We start from the raw sequence: 20533 nt of genomic DNA on the forward strand, positions 1-20533 counted from the left end.
ACCCGCGCGCCGTCGGCCCATTTAAGGCCGCCCCTCCCCGAGTGTCCGCCAATGTCGAACTCGAACGCGAAGGGGGACCGCCGCGAGCGCGAACTCGTCAACAAACTCGACGAGGCCGGTTTCGCGGTCATGCGCGCGCCCGCTTCCGGCAGCGCCACCGAGCGCGAACTCCCGGACGTGCTGGCCGGCGACGGCGAGACCTTCTACGCTATCGAGGCGAAATCCTCCAGCGGCGACCCCATCTATCTGACCGGCGAGGAAATCGAGGCGCTGGTCTACTTCTCGCAGAATTTCGGCGCCAAACCCCGCGTCGCGGCCCGCTTCGACCGCGAGGACTGGTATTTCTTCCATCCCGGCGACCTCTATACGACCGACGGCGGCAACTACCGCGTCAAGAAGGAAACCGCCCTCGCGGAGGGCACCGATTTCGCGGAGTTCGTCGGCGACTCCGAGAAGGTCACGCTTGACGAAGTTGCCGTCGAATCCGACGCCGGCCCCGACCGGGACGTCCTCGAAGCGCTCCAGCGCGGCGACCTCTCGGTCGACGAGGCCGCCGAGATGTTATAAGGCGGCCGCTCGCGGCGCTCTCGTCGTCGGTTCCGAAAAGCACTTGCCGAAAACAGGTGTGTTCTGGAAGACATGGAGTGGCTTACCGTCCTCGTGTACCTCCTCGCGCCCGCGGTGCTCACGGTGCTCGGCGCACCCATCGCCGCCCTCTTCTTTCGGGCCCTCCCCCGAAAGGGCGCCGCGTTCGCCCTCCCTACGGCGCTCGTCCCGTTTACCATCACCGTCTTCTGGGTCGGTCAACTCACCTTCGGCCTCCACACGCTCGTCATCGGTCTGGGCGTCCTCGTCGGCGGCGCGATAGCCGCGATGCGTCTCGGTGCCGCCCCCGAGTGGCGGTCGGTCGCCGCGATGTACGGCGTCTTCTGTGCCGGCTTTCTCGTACTGGTCGCCTTCCGTGCGGCCGACCCGGGCATCACGGCGGCCGGCGGCGAGCAGTTCCTCCATTTCGGCATCGTCAACGCGCTCGAACGCGCGAACACGCTGCCGCCGGAGGACATGTGGTTCGCCGGCAAGCGCCTCAAATACTACTACGGAACCCAACTGCAGGTCGCCAGCCTCTCGATGCTCACCGGCACGCCGCTCCGCTACGGCTTCAACCTCGGCATCGCTGCCTTCTACGGCCTGTTGTTCGTCGTCGCCTACGGCGTCGCCGGCGCCATCGCCCATCGACAGGACCGCTCGTATCGACTCGGCGGCGTCTTCGGCGCCTTCTTCGTCGCCTTGGCCGGCCCGACGACGACGGCAATCCGCCTCGCGACGCCGTACCTGCCGGACGCGCTGGCCGACCCCATCAAACCGGCCGCGTTCGGCTTCGTCGCGACCCGATTCAACGGCGGCGACCTCGCACAGACGGTGACCGACCTGTCGAATCCCCTCGACTGGGGCTGGTGGTACACCCGCTATGTCGTCCCCGGGACGATTCAGGAAGTGCCGCTCTACTCCTTCGTCAAGGCCGACCTCCACGGCCACACCTTCGCCAACGGCTACGTCCTCTTCGCCGGTGCGCTCGCGCTCGCCTACTACGCGACGCCCGAGGGCGAACGCACCCGTCGCCGCGCGCTCGTTTTCGGCGGCCTCGGTGCCGTCGCCGGCCTGTTCGGCTTCATGAACACGTGGTCGCTCCCGACGGCGGCCGGCCTCACCGTGCTCGCGGTCGGCGCGGCCGATGCACATCCGGCCACACTGCTTCCGGAGCCGCTCTCCGAGCGCCTCCAGTTCTCGCCTGCCTCGCCGGAGGACCGCCTCGCGTGGCTCGCCCGCGAACTCTGGCGGCTGGTTCTGGCCACGCTCGCCGGCGTCGTCGTCCTCGCAATCGGCGTCGTCGTCGCCTCCCCGTTCCTCGTGTTCGGGCAGGTGCCGACGAACAACGGCATCGGATTCTTCCCCCCACGAAGCCCGCTCGGGCCGTTCCTCGTCATCTATGCCGGACTGGTGGCCGCCTTCGCACTCTACGTCGCCGCGCGCGGGTGGCCGGCCATCGAGGGCGTCTCGACGCCCCGACTCGCTGCCGGTGGGCTGGCACTCGTCGCCGCGATGGCCGCGATTATCGTCGCGCTCGATTTCGCCGTGCTGGCGGTTCTCGGCCCCCTCATCCTCGGCGGCTGGCTGCTGGTCCGCTCCGGCCGGGGGGACTTCGCGCTCGTGTTGCTCGTCGCCGGTGCGGGCCTGCTGCTCTCGTTCGAACTCGTCCACGCCAAACTCCCGCTCATCGATAACCCCCGCTGGAACACGTCGCTGAAGGTGGCCGTTCAGGGCTGGACCCTCGGTGCGGCCGGGGCCGGCGCGGGGATGGCCGTCCTCCTCGCCCGCAGTTACGAGCGCTTGAGCGAGTCCGGGGCCTTCGGTTCGAGCGGAGATGCGGCCGTTTCCCCGTCCAACGGTGTCGATACGGCACGGCTCCGGTCACTGGCGCCCGCCGTCTTCATCGTCGTGGTGCTTCTCGCCAGCGCGGTGTTTCCGACGATGATGTTCGCGACCGAAATCGGCTCGGAAATCGACGAGAACCGCTACAACCCCTCCATAGACGGCTATCAGGCCGCAGACCGGTTCCACCACGAGGAGTACGAGGCCCTGCGGTGGCTCAAGGACCGCCCGGGTCGGCCGACCATCGTCGAGGCGCCCGGCGGTTCCTACGACTGGACCAGTCCAGCCGCCACTTTCTCGGGGCTGCCGGGTGTCATCGGGTGGGACCACGAGGAGGAATACCGCAGTCCCGAGGCTTACGAGCGCCGCGTCGACCACGTTGACGAGGTTTATACCGGCGAGTGGGCCACGGCGGCTGAACACCTCGAACGCTACGACGTCACCTACGTCTACGTCGGCCCGAACGAACGCGAGCGCTACGGCTCGGAGTTGCGTTCGTTCGACCGCGAGGCGTTCAGCGTCGCCTTCGAGGGCGGCGAGGTGACGATATACGAAGTCGACCACTCGGAACTGTAGCGGGCCGCAAAACAGCTGATTTCGGCGTTCTGTCTACTCGATGAGCATCTGGTCGCGGACCGCCAGCCGTGAGTAGGGGAAGGCATAGCGCGGGCGTTCGTCGAGGTTCGCGTCGGCGTCGTCGGAAAAGGGGTAAACCACCTCGACGACGGGGTCGTCGCTCGGGTAGCCCTCGTTTTTCGGGTAGTCGGCGACCGTCGAGTCGGCGGCCTCGATATAGCGCTCGTGGGCCAGTTCCTCGGTTAGTCGGTAGACGACGACGGTGTCGCCGGTTTCCTTGTCGGTCGCGAGGTCGCCGCGTTCGAGCCAGCAGTCCCCACAGAGTTCGGGGCCGTTCTCGGGAACGAACGACTCGCGGCCACAACCGGCACAATCCGCGCGCTTCTTGCCGGGCGGCGGGACCCGCCCCTCCGTCACCTCGATGGCGACGCGCCGGAGGTGTTTGCAGCGCTCGCCGCGGATTTCGTGGTCCGGGCAAGTGCAGTCGCTCCGCGAGAGATTCACCATGTAGGTCGCGCCGGACTGGCTTTCGACCGCGTATCGGCCGGCCCCGAGGGAGCGGACGGCCATCGATTCGGTCCACGCGCGGGCCGAGCGGTCGTCGAGACGGCTGGTATCGGGCGCCAGCGGCCGCCGAGCGTCGGAGTCCGATGACGCGGATGTGTGTACTGGATGCGTCATATTCCAGTTGAAACGTAGGTGTTCGACGCTTATGAGTCGTTCGACGGTTCACGTCGTGAACGGCGCAAAAACGGGCTATAAAATAACCATTTCAGGTCAGAATTAGCCACCGCCGAGTGCAGTTTAAAAAGGCTCTAGAGGTACTCGTCGAGCGCCTCGGCGACGACGTTCTCGGGGTCGGTGTCCTCTAACGCGGCGTGTCGTCGAAGCTCTCGGTAGGTCTCGGGCGGCAGGGACAGCGATACCTGTCCGAGGTCGATGCCCTCGGCTTCCAGCGCTTCCTCGACGCTCATACCCTCGTTGACGCGGGAGGCGATAGACCGGACTTCGCGGACGGTGAGGTCGTGGTCTAAGGTCGCCCACGCGAGCAAAAAGCGGGACTCACCCGAGACGCGGGCGACGTGTTTGGCCGCTGTCGGCGCGATTTCACCCAACGCGACGTGGCGGCGGATGGACCGCGGCAGGTCGTGGACCCGCGCCCACTTCCGGATGAAGGAGACGGTGGCCTCGCCGTCGGCGCGTTCGGCGGCGGCCTTGTACGACCCGGTGCCGCGAACGAGGGCGGCACAGGCGGCGGCGCCGCGCAGCATATAGACGTTGTCCTCGCTGCCGACGGTGTTCGAGGCGAAGCGCCGAACGGTGTCGGCGGCCTCCGCGAGACTCTCGGGGTCGTCGGGGTCGAACTGGACCGCGCGCTCGCCGGCGACGCGGGGGTCACCGCGAATGACGGGTTCGCCGACCGGCGATTCGCGGTCCGTCGGCGGCTCCTCGTCGCCCGGGCCTTGACTCATTGAACGTCGATACGGTAACCGAGGTGAAAAACGTCTCGGCGCTGTGTGGTTTCGCGGTCAGGACGCGAGTAGAAGAGGTCGGGGGCGAGACGCCACGCTACTCGTCGGCGTCGCGCTCGTCCGACATATGCTCCCAGATTTCGGTACATCCGCATCCGTCCTCGACGTCGTCGAGGTGGCTCGTGTCGATCTCTTCGTCTTCCGGCTCGTTCTGTGTCTGGCTCATCGTAACTCCTCCTCGTACAGCTCGGGGGCGACGTCCGCAGACGTGTGCTGGCGGATGCCCGCCCGCTGACGGTCTGTCATCACTCCCCCGTAGATGTCTTATCCGTATAAGGCCGCCTTCCTCCGTAATCCCTACCCGTGCTCCCGCTTCCAGGAGCTTCTTTCCCCTTTCTCCGACGGCCCGACTCGACGGAATACGGCGACGTGGGGCGGTTCGGTCGGAAACGACCGTCACCGAATCTCCGGACGAGCGGCAACGGCTGTCCACGCCGACGGCCTTACCCCGGCGGAGCGTCTGGTAGCGGGTATGCCCACCTCGGTACACCAGCTGGACGACGGCGCGTGGCTCAGCGTCAACGATAGCCGGCAGGTGAACGTCAGCGACCTCTGGTGGCTCGCACGCCACGATTTCTGCGACTGCGAGATGGCCGACTTTTTAGCGGAAGGGTTTGTCACCATCAGCGTCGACCACCCGAACATCGAGGGCCGCATCGCCGGCCAATGTATCAACTGCGGCGAAAGCGGCGTCACCGACTGGCTGACGCTCGGCCGCGTCGTCGACCCCGACGAGGGCGAGTTCTATTCCGTCGACCCATCGAGCGTCCACATCCCCGAGCGCCGGACTCGGCTGGCCGAACCCGAAGACGCCTGAGAAAAAGCGGCCGTTTTTTCCGGAAGAGGTGAGACGCGGGGAGGCTTGACCGAATGGAGGATGGTATATGTGCAGGACTATTGCCTGTGGATATGCCGAGCAAGGTCGAAGGCTGGAAAGACGAGGTCTACGGTGCGGAAATCCGGGACCACCTCATGGAGTTCGCCGAAGAGGGATGGAGTTCCATCCCCGAGGACGAACACGACGCCTGGTTCGAGCGGTTCAAATGGTGGGGTCTGTACCACCAGCGGAAGGGCCAGGAATCCTACTTCATGATGCGTATCGGGACGCCGAACGGTCGCCTGACGCCCGAACAGCTTCGGGTCGTCGGCGAAATCGCCAACGAGTACGCCACCGGGCCGGTCGAAAACCCGGAGTTCGGCGGCGCCTACTGTGACTGGACGACCCGGCAGTCCATCCAACTGCACTGGATTCAACTGCAGGACATTCCGGACATCTTCGAGAAACTCGAAGAACACGATCTCTCTACTATTCAGGCCTGCGGTGACTCCTGGCGGAACATCGTCGGCTCGCCGATGGCCGGCAAGGACGCGAAGGAACACATCAACGCGTGGCCGGTCATCAAGGAGCTCAATGACACTTTCAAGGGCAACGACGACCACTCCAACCTCCCCCGGAAGTGGAAGGTCGCCGTCACCGGCGACACCCGCGGCTCCGGACAGGCCGAAATCAACGACCTCGGCTTCGAGCCCGCCACCAAGGAACTCGACGGCGAGGAAGTCAAGGGCTTCAACGTGAAGGTCGGCGGCGGCCTCTCCCGCAAGGAACCCCGCATGGCCCGCAGCATCGACGTCTTCGTCACCGAGGACACCATCGCCGACGTCGCCGGCGGCATCTCCGCGCTCTTCCGCGACCACGGCGACCGCGAGGACCGCTTCAACGCCCGCATCAAGTTCCTCGTCGACGAGTGGGGTACCGACAAGCTCCGCCGCGTCCTCCAGGAGGACTACGTCGACTTCGAACTCCCCACCGCGGGCGAGGACCTCCGGGAGCAGTACACCTACAACTCCGGTCGCAACGACGAAATCGGCGACTACGTCGGCGTCCACGAACAGGTCGACGGCGACTACTTCGTCGGCCTCTCCGTCCTCGTCGGCCGAATGGGTGCCGACGACGTCATCGAACTCGCCGACCTCGCCGAGGAGTACGGCTCCGATATCGTCGGCATCACCCAGCGACAGAACCTCATCGTCTCCGACATCGCCGAGGAGGACCTCGACGACTTCCTCGACGAGCCGCTGCTGGAGACCTACTCGCCGGACCCCCACCCGTTCATGCGGGGCTCCATCGCCTGTACCGGCACCGAGTACTGTTCGCTCTCCATCGTCGAGACGAAAAACCGGATGGTCCGCTACGCCCGCTGGCTCAAGAACAACGTCGAACTGCCCGAGGGCGTCAACGACTTCCACATCCACCTGTCCGGCTGTACCGCATCCTGCGCTCAGCCCCAGATCGCCGACATCTCCCTGCGTGGCATGAAGACCCGCAAGGACGGCGAACCCGTCGAGGCCTTCGACATCGGCCTCGGTGGCGGCCTCGGGGAGAACCCCCGCTTCGCCGACTGGATCGAGATGCGCGTCGCCGCCGACGAGGTGCCCGGCTACATCGAGAACCTGCTCGAAATCTACGACGAAGAGAGCAACGAGGGCGAATCCTTCCGCGACTACATCGAGCGCCACGAGGAGGAGTACCTCAACGGCCTCGCCGAACCCGAGGAAACCTCCTACGAGGACCCCTACCTCGGCAACACGAAGATGACGTGGTACCCCTACGCCGAGGACACCGAGATGGACGCGTCGCCGGCGCCGGCTGACGACTAACGAACTTTTTGCACGGCGCGGCGAAGCCGCGCCGGCAAAAACTTCGATGAAAAAGACACTGCGGGCCTCCCTCGCCTCACGGCTCACTTCGTTCGCCGTTCGGCATACCGAGACTCCTCCTTCGGTCGGAGTCTCGCAACCGGTCGGCCCTTGGTCCCGCGCCTCACTTCGTTCGGCGCGGTGGAACCGCTCGCGCCCTGCGGGCGCTCGCGGATGCTTTCTTTATACTCTGTTTAAATATCTATCAGCAGTAGTTATTCGGCCATTTCTGTGAGTTCCACCCGAAACACCACCCCTGTCAGGGGACCCCTCCTTCGTCTGGAATAACGACGCCCTGCGTTTCGTCTCGAATGCCGGCTTATAAATCCTCGCGCGGCGAACGGGCGGGCAATGGACGAGCGCGTACGCGAACACGCGGAGGTACTGGTCGAGTGGAGCGCGCGAACCGAGGAAGGCGACGACGTGGTATTGTCTGTCGCCGAGGACGCCCACGAACTCGGCGTTGCGGTCGCCGAGAAACTCGGCGAGGTCGGCGCGAACGTCGTCACGACCTACGGCTCTGCCGAGGTCTCGCGGGCCTACCTGCAGGGCCACGACGGGGACTTCGAGGAGAACCCCGCCCACGAACTCGCGCTCTACGAGAACGCCGACTCGGTGCTGCGAATCGGCGGCGGACGGAACACCACCGCGATGGCCGACGTCGACAGCGACGTCCGGCAGGCCTACTCGAAGGCCCGCGAAGAGGTCCGTGAGGCCCGAATGGACACCGACTGGGTGTCGACGGTCCACCCGACCCGCGCGCTCGCACAGCAGGCCAGCATGGCCTACGAGGAGTATCAGGACTTCGTCTACGACGCCGTCCTGCGCGACTGGGAGTCGCTGGCCGAGAAGATGGCCCATATGAAGGAGATTCTCGACGAGGGCGAAGAGGTCCGTATCGTCAAGGAACGGGAGGACCAGCCGAAGACGGACCTCACGATGTCCATCGAGGGTCGCACCGCGGTCAACTCCGCGGCGTCGGTCGCCTACGACTCCCATAACCTCCCGTCGGGTGAGGTCTTCACGGCGCCCTACGCCACCGAGGGCGAGGTGTTCTTCGACGTGCCGATGACCATCAACGCCCGTCGCGTGCGGAACGCACACCTCACCTTCGAGGACGGCGAAGTCGTCGACTTCTCGGCGGAGACGGGCGAGGATGAACTTGAGACCATCCTGAACACCGACGAGGGCGCCCGACGGTTGGGAGAGTTGGGCATCGGGATGAACCGCGGCATCGACCGCTTTACGGACAACATCCTCTTCGACGAGAAGATGGGCGATACCGTCCACATGGCTGTCGGCCGCGCCTACGACGCCAACATGCCGGAAGGCGAGGAGGGCAACCAGTCGGCCGTCCACGTCGACATGATTACGGACATGTCCGAAGCCTCGCGCATGGAAGTCGACGGTGAGGTCGTCCAGCGGAACGGGACCTTCCGATTCGAGGACGGTTTCGGGGGATAGTACCGCACCGAGCGCAGCGAGGTGCGGCTTTTTCATCGAAGTTTTTCAAGGAGGGTGAGCGAGTGAAGCGAGCGAACCCGACGCAGAAAAAGTTCGAATGGCACCTTCCGATTCGAGGACGGATTCGAGGGATAGTCTACTACGACTGGATATGTTCTGGTAATAGATGGTATCGAAACCCATCTGACACCATAATAAATAAACCGGGTGGCCTGTTAGTCGGTAGCAGCGCGAGGTCGGAGACAACTTTGAACGCCGCCCAAGTTATTATGGGCTTGCTGACAGCTTGACACTCGCGGAATGCAACCATGCTACACCTACTATCCGGCGGGCGGTTCTGCCCGCTGCCGAGTGCCGTCGAGGCACAGAAGAAAATCAGCGCCGCGACGTTCGAGTTGGTGTCGACCGGGTCGACGATGCACCACGAGACCATCGCCGCCGCCCGCGCGATGACCCAGCTCAATCTCAGTTCGGCCGAGGAGACCACCGGTATCCGGTCGCCGCGGGCCCACGACACGATAGACGACGGCTTCGACACCATCGAAGACGCCAGCAAGCGCGCCGAGGACCGCTTCTACCGGGCGCTGCTGTCGGCCGGCCAACTGTCGGCCACCTACGCCGAGTTCGTCGACGCATCGGTCGAACGGGCCTGCCCGACCGCCAGCGATGAGTAACGAGTCGCCCGCTCAGTCCCACCAGTTGCTTCGCCGTTCCTCGTAACTCGCCGAGGGCCTGAGCGGCTCGGGGAACTCGCCCGGTTCGGTGTGGCCGAACCCGGTCCCGAGCCAGCGGCCGACGTGCCACGCGACGGCGTCGGTATCGACGTCCACGAGGACGATTTCCAGACTCGTATACCGTTCGAGCGTGCCGTCCCCGTCGACGTCCTGTCCCGTGGTCCGCCCGCAGGAGCCGCCGCCGGTCCGGCAAGGGTCCGACTCGGCGAAGCGTATCGTGATATCCGCGCTGTCCGGAGTCTCCGCCCGGTAGAAGGTCACGTTCTCCGGGACCGTCCCACCGGCGCCGTCCATGTAGTAGTGCAGCGCGGCGCCGACCTGTCGTTCGGTGGCGTCCCACGCCGAATCGGGGACGCTCCCCTGGTCGATGTAGACGACGAGCCCCGGCTCTTCCCACGGGAGCGGTCGTTCGGTCGCGTTCGGCTTCGGCACCGTCGCCAGCCGGGTCCGCGCCTGCATCACTTCCTGTGGGGCGGCGTCGTGGGTCAGCCCCAGCGTGTGCCCGAGTTCGTGTTCGAGCACCTGTTCGGTCGATGCCGCCGAGAGACCGGTCCGGACCCGAACGTCGACGGGGCGGTCTATCTGTCGGGTGTCGGTCAGAACCGGCGCACAGCCGGCGGTGTGCTCATCGTCGCGGGATTTCCCACAGTCGGTCACCACGGGTTCGAACCGGACGTGGATGTCCGCGGTTTCGTTCGGCTCCGCCAGCCGAAAGCCCACGTCGTAGCCGGCGTACTGCCGGCTGTGTTCGGTCCAGAAGACCAGCGCCCCGTGGACCGCCGACTCGTAGTCGCGGTCGGCGTCCGCCGGTGCCTCGTAACTGACCGATAACACGTCGTCACGCCAGGGGTTGTCCGGGTCACCGTCGTAGCCGTCGCCGGTACCCATCCCGCCGGGGTTCAGGGGCCCGACACACCCCGAAAGCAGGAGAACCGTTGCGACCGCAACCACCCGCCAGTGCATTATCCGCGGTATCGCCTGTGGGTAAAAAGAGGGTTTCGCCGGTTCGGGGCGCCGAGCCGCGGCGCTGGTGGCGTAAAATCGGCTGAGGATAGTAAGCCCCCTTCTGTTTCTACCCGGCATTCGGCTGAGCACCCGTCTGTGTGTCCGGGCTACCTTAGTCGACGGGCTTGCACCGGCGAGGATTCGCCGTTCCATCCGTTCCCACTCGTCAGCGTGGCCTCGAGAGGCCACGTCATCCCTCGACGGGTTAGCTCCCTTCCCTTACGGGTCGGTTCGCGCGCTTGCGGCGGAACCGCAAGCGCCATAGGCCGCCGATGGCGGCCCACGCGTCTCATCGGTCGGAGTGGGCGGTCTCGTTTCTGTTCCAGAGCCAGCGGTCTCCCGCTCCGGGCTTGCGCCCGGTCACCTGCCCGGACGGTGGGGGGACTTTCCTCATGCCCGCATGTGCGGGCACGGGGACCGGGCATCCTCTTCCACTGATAAGTAGATGGGTCGGCCGCTTAAGGGGTTCGGTGGGGAGGACCACCCGACCGGACGGTCACCTTCGAAGCCGCCGGTAGAGCCCCGCCAGTCCGAGGCCGCACAGCCCTGCGGCCGCGCCGAGACCGGCGCCGTCCCCGCTCGTCTCGGTCCCCGTCGGCGTCGTATCCAGCGGCCCACCGGGGTCCGGGAAGGCGTAGATTCGGGCGCCCTCCGCGGGCGTCTCGAGGCTGTTGTCCTGCCAACTGCTCCCGATGACGGCGTCGCCGGCCCGCTGAGCCGTCCAGAAACTCGTCGTCTCCGAATCCCGCCAGTGGGCCAGTTCTTCGGGGTCGGTCGGGTCCGTGACGTCGTGGACCTTCAGGCCGCCGCGGTACCACGATGTGTAGAGGCGGTCGCCGACGAACTCGAAGTTGTGCGACGTCGTCCAGACGCCGCCGCGGAACTGTGCGTCGCTCGTCGGCGGCGCTTCGATGCGCGACAGTCGCTCCTCGTCGGCGGCGTTCCACAACTCCACGCCGCCGAGGTCGCTCGTCGGGGCGTCGGCTTCCTCGCCCCATGCCTCCTCGTTGAGCGCGACGAGGTCGCTGTCGACGCCCCGCTGTGGCATCGCGAAGTGGTCGTTGCCGGGCAGATAGAGCCGGCGTTCCAATGCCTCCGAATCGCTGAGTCCCGCCCGCGATTCGGGGTCCTGTCCCCGGAGGCCGACGATGGGCGTCGGGTCGCTCGGATCCGACACGTCGATGAGCCACGTACCGGCGTCCCAGTAGGAGACGTAGACCACCTCGTTTTCGACCCACACATCGTGGATTTCGTACATCTTCCAGTAGACGTCGGCCCAGCGGTCGTCCGTGTCGAGAATCGACCACCGGCCCACCTCCTCGCCCGATTCGATGTCGACACAGACCAGCGGGTTTCCCTCGCCGTTGTTGCCACAGAGGTACAGCGTCTCGCCGTCGGTGGTGAGGTTGTGATGGTAGAAGTCGGTCTCGTATGTCAGGACGTGCTGGGGGTCAGCGGGGTCGGAGACATCGAAGACGACGGCGGCGTAGGTGGTCCCCGAGTGGGTGTTCGGCGGCCCGCCAACGGCGTAGTAATCGCCGCCGACCTTGCCGTCGTAGATACCCGACAGCGGGCCCTGGCGATGGTCGGCGAGCAGGTCGGTGCGTTCGGCGAGCACGGTGAGGTCGGTCGGGTCCGAGACGTCGACGGTGGCGAAACCGTCGGTGGTGGCGACGTAGGCGACGCCGTCGTCGACGACCAGTTCCTTGGCCCCCGGCAGCGAGAGGTTATCGAGCGGGTCGAAGCCGCCGCCGGCCTCGCTATCGCCGCCGCCGTGACCCTCGTGGGCGGCGGCGCCCCCGGCGAGCGCGAGACTCGAGGCGCTGGCGAGGCAGGTCTTCAGCAGCGACCGACGGTGCATTCGCCCGAGATTGGGCGTGGGTGCGCCTATGCTTTCCGGCCCGGCGTCGTCGGGCGGGACAGCTATTTGCCCGCACCGCCCCGAGACGGGCGTATGATTCGACCGGACTGTTCGGGACGGGTCGCCCTGGTCACCGGCAGCGCGAAAGGCGTCGGCCGTGCGTTCGCGCTCGCGTTGGCCGACGCGGGCGCGGACGTGGCCGTCCACTACCACAGCAGCGACGCCGAGGCCGAAGCCACCGCCGAGGAGGCCCGCGACCGCGGCGTCAACGCCGTCACCGTGCAGGCGGACGTGACCGCCCCCGACTCCGTCGATGCGTGTTTCGAGACCATCGAAACGGAACTCGGCAGCGTCGATATTCTCGTCAACAACGTCGGCGAGTTCGCGCCCGACCACTGGGCGGACATCGACCTCGACACCTGGCAGATGGTCATGGATACGAACCTGACGGGGACGATGCTCTGTTCGAAGCGCGCGCTGGGACCGATGCGCGATGCCGGATGGGGCCGCATCGTCAACGTCGGCTACGCATCGGCCGAACGGGCCTCCGTCTCGCCGACCAACTTCCCCTATTTCGTCGCCAAGACGGGCGTGCTCATGTTCACGCGGATGCTCGCCGCCGAGACACAGGACGACGGCATCACCGTCAATGCAGTATCGCCGTACGTCGTCGAGACCAGCGACGCCTTCCCCGAGGAGGCCCCCCGCGGCCGGTGGGCCAAACCCGAAGACCTCGTGGCGGCGCTGCTGTTCTTCGTCGACGAATCGACCGAATACATCAGCGGCGAGAACGTCGAAATCGACGGAGGATGGCTTCCCGAATCGGTATGAATTGTGAATCGGCGAACACATTCATAAGCCCCGATATTCAACCATCTATCGTACATGCTCGGTGACCGCCCCGCGAGCGAGCGGGGTCAACTACTCGTCATTACGGCGCTCGTTCTCGCCGTAGTGCTGGTCGGACTGGCTCTAGTTCTCAACTCCGCGATTTACACGGAGAACCTCTCGACGCGCCAGAGTACCGACAGCGTCGGCGTCACCACGGCCATCGGGACGGGCGAAGCCGAAATCGAGCGTGCCATCCACCACGTCAACCGGCATAATAACTCCTCGAACCCCAAGGTCAACCGAGCGTTCGACGACGCCATTCGCGACCTCAACAACGACACCAACGACGAGTACGCCAAGCGCGGGACGAGCTATCGGTTCCAGGTGACCGACCGGACCAACGGCACCCACCTCAAACACACCAACAGTTCGAAGAGTTTCGTCTCCGGTGGGTCGAACTCCGGGCAGGGTGACTGGCTGCTTGCCGGAAGCGTTCCTCATCTTCGTGATTATCGGATGACTGTTCAGCCGCGATACCTGTATACCGGCAGTGACCTCACTATCGATATCCTGATGAACAATGCTTTCCGGGTGAACATGACTGGCGAGGACCAAAGCGGTAGCGAGGTGACGTGGGAAGTCTACGTCTACGAGAACGATACGGGCGACGTGGTAGTCGTCGGCGCCAACGAAACGGAACTCCTGAGCGAGGACACTATCGAAGACCTGACCACGTTTGAGGATGGCTGTCGGGCGGTGACGAGTAGCGACGACGAAGACGTCACCCTCGATTTCACGAACGGAACGGTTTCGGGACAATCCTGTTCGGGGCTGGCGTTTCAGGACCACTTCGAAGGCCCAATTTCGATTCGATACGAGAACGCCGACGATAACGAAACCCTCGCCGAATCACGTAGCGGCGGCACCTATGAACTCGCCATCGGCACCACTGACTACGAGGACCAGCACTTCCACAACGCCACCGAGGACCAGTCCCCCTACGCCACCCATATCATCTACAGCGCCCGCGTCGAGAGCCACTACGCCCGCGCCGATATCACCCACAGCAGGACCATGCGCCTCTATCCGGGTATAGAGACGTACGTCGGATAGCCGCAACCGACAGGGTTTCACTCGGCCAGTTCCTCGACCCGATAATGACTGACGACATCGTCGTCCGCGGTGCCTCCGAGCACAACCTGAAGGACATCGACGTGTCCATTCCCCGCGAGGAGTTCACCGTCGTCACCGGCCTTTCGGGGTCGGGGAAATCCTCGCTCGCGTTCGAAACCGTCTACGCCGAGGGCCAGCGCCGCTACATCGAATCGCTGTCCGCCTACGCGCGTAACTTCCTCGGGCAGATGGACAAACCGCAGGTGGAAAACGTCGAGGGGCTGTCGCCGGCCATCTCCATCGACCAGAAGAACGCCGCGAACAACCCACGCTCGACGGTCGGGACCGTCACCGAACTCCACGACTACCTCCGCCTGCTGTACGCCCGCGTCGGGACGCCGCACTGTCCCGAATGCGGCCGCGAAGTCGGCGAGCAGAGCGCCCAGCAGATGGTTCGCCGCCTGCTGGAACTGCCGGAGGGGACCCGCGCGAAAATCGGGGCGCCCGTCGTCCGCGACCAGAAAGGCGCCTTCGAGGACCGCTTCGACGAACTCGTTTCGGAGGGGTACACCCGCGTCGAAGTCGACGGCGAGGAGTACGACCTCTCTATCGAGACGCCGGACCTCGACGACAATTACGACCACACCATCGACGTCATCGTCGACCGCGTGAAACTCGAAGAGGACGCCCGCTCGCGTATCACCGACTCCGTCGAAACCGCGCTTGAGGAAGCCGACGGCGTCCTGAAGGTCATCCTCCCTGACCCACCGGAAGACGCCGATATCGGCACCCAGTCCCGCAGCACTGGCGACCTCGCAGGCGACGATGACGACCGCCTCGTCGCCGAGTTCTCCGAGGAACTGGCCTGTACCCACTGTGGTATCGACCTGCCGGAAATCGAGACCCGCTCCTTCTCCTTTAACTCGCCGCACGGCGCCTGTCCGGAGTGTGAGGGCATCGGTGAGACGAAGGAGGTTGACGAGGACCTCGTCGTCACCGACCCCTCCAAGCCCATCAAGAACGTCTTCGAGCCGTGGAGCTACAACCGCTCGTACTACCGGACGCGCCTCGATAGCGTCGCCGAGCACTTCGGCGTCAGCGTCGACACACCCTTCGAGGACCTCGACGAGGACGTCCAACGGCAGTTCCTCTACGGGACCGACGAGGAGGTCGTCTTCAAACGGCAGACGAAGAACGGCACCCGACGCAAGGAAAAGCGCTTCGAGGGCGTCATCCCGAACCTCGACCGCCGCTACATCGAGACGGACTCGGAATCCACCCGCGAGCACATCGAGGACTACATGGCGACGACGACGTGTCCGGCCTGCGAGGGGACGCGACTCAAGCCCGAATCCCGCGCTGTCCTCGTCGCTGGCACCTCGATTACGGCCGTCAACCAACTCTCCATCGGCGACGCCTTGGAGCACTTCGAGAACCTCGATGCGGACCTCGATTCGCGCGAGCGGAAAATCGCCGAGGAGATTCTCAAGGAAATCCGCGCCCGCCTCGGCTTCATGGAGGAGGTCGGCCTCGAATACCTGACCCTGGACCGAGAGGCCTCGACGCTTTCCGGCGGCGAAAGCCAGCGAATCCGACTCGCCACGCAGGTCGGGTCGGGCCTCGTCGGCGTCCTCTACGTGCTTGACGAACCTTCCATCGGCCTCCACCAGCGGGACAACGACAAACTGCTGGACACCCTCGAAGGCCTCCGCGATTTGGGCAACACGCTCGTCGTCGTCGAACACGACGAGGAGACGATGTGGCGCGCGGACAACGTCATCGACATGGGTCCCGGACCCGGCAAGCGCGGCGGCGAAGTCGTCGCCAACGGCGACGTCGAGGACGTGATGGCCGCCGAGGAGTCCGTGACGGGGGATTACCTCTCCGGCGAACGGCGGATTCCGGTGCCCGACGAGCGCCGCGACGCCGACGGCTATCTCACGGTGCGGGGCGCCCGCCAGCACAACCTCAAGGACCTCGACGTCGATTTCCCGCTGGGCTCTTTCACCGCGATTACCGGGGTTTCGGGGTCCGGCAAGTCGACGCTGCTGCACGAGATTCTTTATAAGGGTCTCGTCAAGCGGATGAACGACACCGACGTCTTCCCCGGTGAGCACGACGACATCGAGGGCATCGAGAACATCGAGACGGTCCGGCTCATCGACCAGTCGCCCATCGGCCGGACGCCACGCTCCAATCCGGCCACCTACACCAACGTCTTCGACCACATCCGCGAACTCTTCGCGGAGACCAAACTCTCGAAACAGCGCGGCTACAAGAAGGGCCGCTTCTCCTTCAACGTCAAGGGCGGTCGCTGTGAGTCCTGTGGCGGTCAGGGGACCGTCAAAATCGACATGAACTTCCTCAGCGACGTCTACGTCCCCTGCGAGGAATGTGAGGGTGCCCGCTACAACGACGAAACCCTCGAAGTCACCTACAAGGACGCGACCATCTCGGACGTCCTCGATATGGAAGTCGACGAGGCCTACGACTTCTTCGAGGGCCACTCCGGCATCCGGCGCCGCCTCCAGTTACTCAAGGACGTCGGCTTGGGGTACATGCGCCTCGGCCAGCCTTCGACGACGCTCTCCGGCGGGGAGGCCCAGCGAATCAAACTCGCCGAGGAGTTGGGCAAGAAGGACTCCGGCGAGACGCTCTACCTGCTGGACGAACCCACCACCGGCCTCCACAGCGAGGACGAGCGCAAACTCATCGACGTCCTCCATCGCCTGACCGACGACGGCAACACCGTGGTCGTCGTCGAACACGAACTCGACCTCGTGAAGAACGCCGACCACATCGTCGACCTCGGCCCCGAGGGCGGCGAGAAGGGCGGCCAGTTGGTCGCCGAAGGCACCCCCGAAGACGTCGCCCAAACTGAGGAATCCCACACCGGCCGCTACCTCCGTGACCTGCTGCCGGCCGTCGACCTCGATGGGCCGCGGAGCGGGCGAGGGAAAGCGGCCGGGGACGACTGAGGTCTACTTTTCGCACGGCCGACTTCGCCGCACGCTGGGGCGGATACCCGTGGTCGGCCTCGCGAGCGCGATACTACTTAAAATAGCGTGTGGTCTCAGGCCGCCGCTTCGAGTTCTACAGCGTCGTCGGACTGTATCCACGCCCGGTGGTTTTCCCGGTCGTAGATGACGAGTTCGCCGGATTCGAGTTCGATATCGACACACCGGTCTGCGGGAACCGGGGGACTGGCCTCGCTGGCGTCGTCTTCGAGCGGCGGTGTCATTGGTGGGTCACGGGCGATATCGCCCTACAGGAGACGATTGATGGGCGATATTGATAAATGTTACCACGGTACATGATTGGTGACTTTGCAAGCGGTGAAGTACCGTGAGGCCGTTCAGCCGTGTATGAGTGGCTCGAACGTCGTCGAATCCGGCGAATACACGGCGGATGAACTTCTGGAGCGGTTGCGCGAGGGCGAACGCCTCGTCGTCCGGACCGAGGTCCTCGGCAACCCCGAGGAGTTGACGCTCCGCTACGACGGCGAGACGTACTACTGTGATACGCCGACGACGCTCCACAAACACGAGACGGCCGAGGAGATGCGCGAGTGCATGCGGCACTACGGCTACGTCACGGCGGCGTGACCGCGCGGGTGCCAGCAGTATCGACGTGAAACGGCCCCTTTTTGCGACTCCGTACCGCAGGGCCAGTAATGGCTGACCTCGCGCTTCCCGACGACCCCGCGGCGCCGGACGTGGCAACCGACGGCGTCTGGCTCCACTGCATCGAATGCGGCGAGCAGTTCGCCCCCTTCGAGGACATCATCTACACCTGTAGCGACTGCGGCGGCCTGCTGGAGGCCCGCTACGACCGCTATCCCACCTTCGATGACTTCGACGGGTCGGGCGTCTGGCGGTACAACGCTGCCCTGCCCTTCGAGGAGGGCGTCACCCTCCCCGAGGGCGATACGCCGCTCCATCGCGTGCCCCGCCTCGAAGAGGAGATCGGCGTCGAGAACCTCCGCATCAAACACGAGGGGATGAACCCCACCGGCTCGTTCAAGGACCGCGGCATGACCGTCGGCGTTCGCGTCGCCGAGGAACTCGGCGTCGGCCGTCTGGCCTGTGCCTCGACGGGCAACACCTCCGCGGCGCTTGCGGCCTACGGCGCGCGTGCGGACCTCCAAACGCTCGTTCTCCTGCCCGCGGGTAAGGTCGCGGCCGGAAAAATCGCCCAGGCCAGCCTCCACGGCGCGCGTATCCTCGAAGTCGACGGCAACTTCGATTCCTGCCTCGACATCGTCCAGGACCTCGCGGACCGCGGGGAGGCCTACCTGCTCAACTCGCTGAACCCCTTCCGTCTGGAGGGACAGAAGACAATCGGCCTCGAAATCCTCGAGGAGTTCCACGCCGACTACGGCCGGTTCCCGGACCGCATCGTCCTCCCCGTCGGCAACGCCGGCAACACGGCCGCCCTCTACAAGTGCTTCCGCGAGATGGTCGCTGCGGGCGAACTCGACGAAAGCGAGGTGCCCAAACTCACCGGCGTACAGGCCGAAGGCGCCGCGCCGATGGTCGAAGCCATCGCGGAGGGCGCCGAGGACACCCGCCGCTGGGAGGACGTCGAAACCATCGCGACCGCCATCCGCATCGGCAACCCCGTCAACGCGCCGAAGGCCCTTCCGGGCATCCGCGAGACGAACGGCACCGCCGTCGCCGTCTCCGACGAGGAAATCACCGACGCCCAGCGCACGCTGGCCGGCGAGGGCGTCGGCGTCGAACCCGCCTCCGCCGCCTCCGTTGCGGGCCTCCGGAAACTCCGCGAGCAGGGCGTCATCGAGGACGACGAGAACGTGGTCTGCCTGACGACGGGCCACCTGCTGAAGGACCCCGACGCCGCCGCCGCAGCCGGCGCCGACCCCGAACCGGTCGCGAACGGCACCGAGGCCGTGCTGGAGCACCTCGCCGGCGAATAGCTACTCCTCGGGTTCTTCCTCGACCGTCTCCCGCTCGTTTTCGCCATCTTTGCTCGGCCACGTGACGCCGCCGAGGAAGGGTACGCCCGCCTTCTGGGCGGCCCGCGAAATCATGTGGGCGCCGGTCGGCACCGTCAGGAACAGAAAGAGGATGCCGACAAGCGACGTGAGGCCGGCACCCCCCGGCCCGAAGTGGACGAACCCGGCGACGAAGACGGCGGCCGTTCCCAGCGTCGTCGGCTTGCTCGTCGCGTGCATCCGGTTGTAGACGTTCGGGAAGCGAATCAGGCCGATAGTCCCCACCGTGAGGAAGAAGACGCCGACCACGGCCAGCGCTGCGACGGTCAGATGCCGCGCCGTTTCGAGTGCGACCATACTATCGGGCCTCCGTTCGTCGGGTGTGGGTTCGTGCCTGCATGATTACTCCCGTCGGGTGATGATGTCGCCTTCGGTGACGTACTTCGCGACCGTGACCGTCGAGAGGAAGCCGATGATGGCCAACACGAGGCTGACGGTCACGAAGAGGCCGCGGTCGGTCTTCAGCGCGAAGAGGACGGCGATGGCGACCACGTTCGTCGCGATGGCGTCCAGCGCGACGACGCGGTCCGGTACCGTCGGCCCGCGGATGACCCGGTAGCCGCAGACCAGACACAGCGCCGCGGTCACGACGATAGCGCCGTCGATGACGGCGCCTGCGAGCGTCTCACCGGTCATCGGTGCGCTCCACCTCCGTTTCCTCGCCCCGGTTGGCGAGGTGTTCCATCGGGTCGGCGGCGTTTTTCGGCTCCGGCGGGTAATCCGGCGGATGGACCCGAATCTCGGGGGCCTCGTCGCCGGGGTCGAGACGCTCGTCGAAGATGCGGAGCGCGTAGTCCTCCCAGTCGCGTATCGGGTCGACGATGGCGTCGACGTCCCGGCCGTCGATAGCGTGGACGTAGAGGGCGTTCTCGTCGGGGTCGTGGTCCATCGTCACCGTCCCCGGCGTGATGGTGATACTGTTAGCGATGGTGGTGATGCCGAGGTCGGTCTCGACCCGCAGCGGGACGAGGATGACTTGCGGTTCGATGGCCGTCCACGGCACGAGCGTCCGGTAGGCGACGTCGACGTTCGCGACGATGATCTCCTTGCTGAAGGCGGCGATATAAAAGGCGATGTACGGGACGATAGTGAACGTCCGGGCGAGGTCGACCCGCTCCTCGTAGAGTCGCCGGAAGACGTAGGCGACGGGCATCCCGACCGCGAGGCCGACGACGAAGGTACCCAGAAGTCCCTTCAGGGTCGGCGCTGCGCCCTGAACGAATACCCACAGGACGCCGAACAGCGTCCCGGCGACCAGCCACCGCCGCGTCGTGAT

The 20533-nt window shown here is 65.5% G+C and carries 20 protein-coding genes and 1 other RNA gene; 11 read left to right on the forward strand and 10 right to left on the reverse strand.

Annotated elements, in window-relative coordinates; genetic code table 11:
* Positions 1–51: 51 nt before the first annotated feature.
* The gene (gene hjc / locus HWV23_RS09175; protein WP_178290109.1) at positions 52–567 is read left to right on the forward strand and encodes a Holliday junction resolvase Hjc; all 516 of its coding nucleotides are present in this window, start codon (positions 52–54) and stop codon (positions 565–567) included.
* A 72-nt stretch (positions 568–639) separates the two neighbouring features.
* The gene (locus tag HWV23_RS09180) at positions 640–3006 is read left to right on the forward strand and encodes a DUF2298 domain-containing protein (RefSeq protein ID WP_178290110.1); all 2367 of its coding nucleotides are present in this window, start codon (positions 640–642) and stop codon (positions 3004–3006) included.
* Positions 3007–3039: 33 nt separating this feature from the next.
* On the opposite strand, the gene HWV23_RS09185 is transcribed toward HWV23_RS09180, so the two are convergent.
* The 3 genes from HWV23_RS09185 to HWV23_RS17185 form a co-directional block, all read right to left on the reverse strand.
* Positions 3040–3687: an SWIM zinc finger family protein gene (locus tag HWV23_RS09185; RefSeq protein WP_178290111.1), complete on the reverse strand. Its 648-nt coding sequence runs from the start codon at positions 3685–3687 to the stop codon at positions 3040–3042.
* 134 nt (positions 3688–3821) lie between these two features.
* Entirely contained in the window at positions 3822–4478 is a 657-nt protein-coding gene (locus tag HWV23_RS09190) for a DUF7119 family protein (RefSeq protein ID WP_178290112.1), read from the reverse strand.
* 97 nt (positions 4479–4575) lie between these two features.
* A complete protein-coding gene (locus HWV23_RS17185) occupies positions 4576–4704 on the reverse strand; it encodes a hypothetical protein (protein ID WP_281362648.1) in 129 nt (42 codons plus the stop codon).
* Positions 4705–5010: 306 nt separating this feature from the next.
* Between HWV23_RS17185 and HWV23_RS09195 the strand changes: the two genes are divergently transcribed.
* The 4 genes from HWV23_RS09195 (at position 5011) to HWV23_RS09210 (ending at position 9373) form a co-directional block, all read left to right on the forward strand.
* The gene (locus HWV23_RS09195; RefSeq protein ID WP_178290113.1) at positions 5011–5355 is read left to right on the forward strand and encodes a DUF8134 family protein; all 345 of its coding nucleotides are present in this window, start codon (positions 5011–5013) and stop codon (positions 5353–5355) included.
* 92 nt (positions 5356–5447) lie between these two features.
* On the forward strand, positions 5448–7196 hold the full coding sequence (locus HWV23_RS09200) for a nitrite/sulfite reductase (protein WP_178290114.1): 1749 nt from the start codon (positions 5448–5450) through the stop codon (positions 7194–7196).
* A gap of 390 nt (positions 7197–7586) precedes the next feature.
* On the forward strand, positions 7587–8699 hold the full coding sequence (locus HWV23_RS09205; protein ID WP_178290115.1) for an aminopeptidase: 1113 nt from the start codon (positions 7587–7589) through the stop codon (positions 8697–8699).
* A gap of 308 nt (positions 8700–9007) precedes the next feature.
* Positions 9008–9373 (forward strand): hypothetical protein, encoded by a 366-nt coding sequence (locus HWV23_RS09210; protein WP_178290116.1) that lies wholly within the window; start codon positions 9008–9010, stop codon positions 9371–9373.
* 12 nt (positions 9374–9385) lie between these two features.
* Here the strand turns inward: HWV23_RS09210 and HWV23_RS09215 are convergent, their stop codons facing one another.
* From HWV23_RS09215 to HWV23_RS09225, 3 genes are all read right to left on the reverse strand, one after another.
* Positions 9386–10396, reverse strand: a complete 1011-nt coding sequence (locus HWV23_RS09215; RefSeq protein ID WP_178290117.1) for a matrixin family metalloprotease — start codon at positions 10394–10396, stop codon at positions 9386–9388.
* Between the two features lie 80 nt (positions 10397–10476).
* Positions 10477–10871: RNase P RNA component (gene rnpB, locus HWV23_RS09220), an RNA gene on the reverse strand.
* A gap of 63 nt (positions 10872–10934) precedes the next feature.
* Positions 10935–12299: an LVIVD repeat-containing protein gene (locus HWV23_RS09225; protein ID WP_178290118.1), complete on the reverse strand. Its 1365-nt coding sequence runs from the start codon at positions 12297–12299 to the stop codon at positions 10935–10937.
* Positions 12300–12392: 93 nt separating this feature from the next.
* Between HWV23_RS09225 and HWV23_RS09230 the strand changes: the two genes are divergently transcribed.
* From HWV23_RS09230 to uvrA, 3 genes are read left to right on the forward strand one after another with little or no spacing between them, the layout of a single operon-like run.
* Positions 12393–13130 (forward strand): SDR family NAD(P)-dependent oxidoreductase, encoded by a 738-nt coding sequence (locus tag HWV23_RS09230; protein ID WP_178290119.1) that lies wholly within the window; start codon positions 12393–12395, stop codon positions 13128–13130.
* Between the two features lie 54 nt (positions 13131–13184).
* Positions 13185–14243: a DUF7261 family protein gene (locus tag HWV23_RS09235; protein ID WP_178290120.1), complete on the forward strand. Its 1059-nt coding sequence runs from the start codon at positions 13185–13187 to the stop codon at positions 14241–14243.
* 44 nt (positions 14244–14287) lie between these two features.
* Positions 14288–17221 (forward strand): excinuclease ABC subunit UvrA, encoded by a 2934-nt coding sequence (gene uvrA, locus HWV23_RS09240; RefSeq protein WP_178290121.1) that lies wholly within the window; start codon positions 14288–14290, stop codon positions 17219–17221.
* A 95-nt stretch (positions 17222–17316) separates the two neighbouring features.
* Here uvrA and HWV23_RS09245 read toward each other — a convergent pair whose 3' ends face one another.
* On the reverse strand, positions 17317–17484 hold the full coding sequence (locus HWV23_RS09245) for a DUF7331 family protein (RefSeq protein WP_178290122.1): 168 nt from the start codon (positions 17482–17484) through the stop codon (positions 17317–17319).
* Positions 17485–17608: 124 nt separating this feature from the next.
* On the opposite strand from HWV23_RS09245, the gene HWV23_RS09250 reads away from it, so the two are divergent.
* Together HWV23_RS09250 and thrC are read left to right on the forward strand one after the other, a co-directional pair.
* Complete coding sequence (locus HWV23_RS09250) at positions 17609–17848, forward strand: DUF8001 family protein (protein ID WP_178290123.1); 240 nt, start codon at positions 17609–17611, stop codon at positions 17846–17848.
* A 68-nt stretch (positions 17849–17916) separates the two neighbouring features.
* Positions 17917–19179: a threonine synthase gene (gene thrC, locus HWV23_RS09255; protein ID WP_178290124.1), complete on the forward strand. Its 1263-nt coding sequence runs from the start codon at positions 17917–17919 to the stop codon at positions 19177–19179.
* Here the strand turns inward: thrC and mnhG are convergent, their stop codons facing one another.
* Genes mnhG through HWV23_RS09270 form a run of 3 tightly spaced genes read right to left on the reverse strand, consistent with a single transcriptional unit; the run spans position 19180 to position 20533 of the window.
* Positions 19180–19554: a monovalent cation/H(+) antiporter subunit G gene (gene mnhG / locus HWV23_RS09260; RefSeq protein WP_178290125.1), complete on the reverse strand. Its 375-nt coding sequence runs from the start codon at positions 19552–19554 to the stop codon at positions 19180–19182.
* Positions 19555–19599: 45 nt separating this feature from the next.
* Positions 19600–19893, reverse strand: coding sequence for an MrpF/PhaF family protein (locus HWV23_RS09265; protein WP_178290126.1), 294 nt, complete (start codon positions 19891–19893; stop codon positions 19600–19602).
* Entirely contained in the window at positions 19883–20533 is a 651-nt protein-coding gene (locus HWV23_RS09270) for a Na+/H+ antiporter subunit E (protein ID WP_178291636.1), read from the reverse strand. The genes HWV23_RS09265 and HWV23_RS09270 overlap by 11 nt, the downstream gene beginning before the upstream one ends.

The organism is Natronomonas halophila (assembly GCF_013391085.1).
GTDB lineage: Archaea > Halobacteriota > Halobacteria > Halobacteriales > Haloarculaceae > Natronomonas > Natronomonas halophila.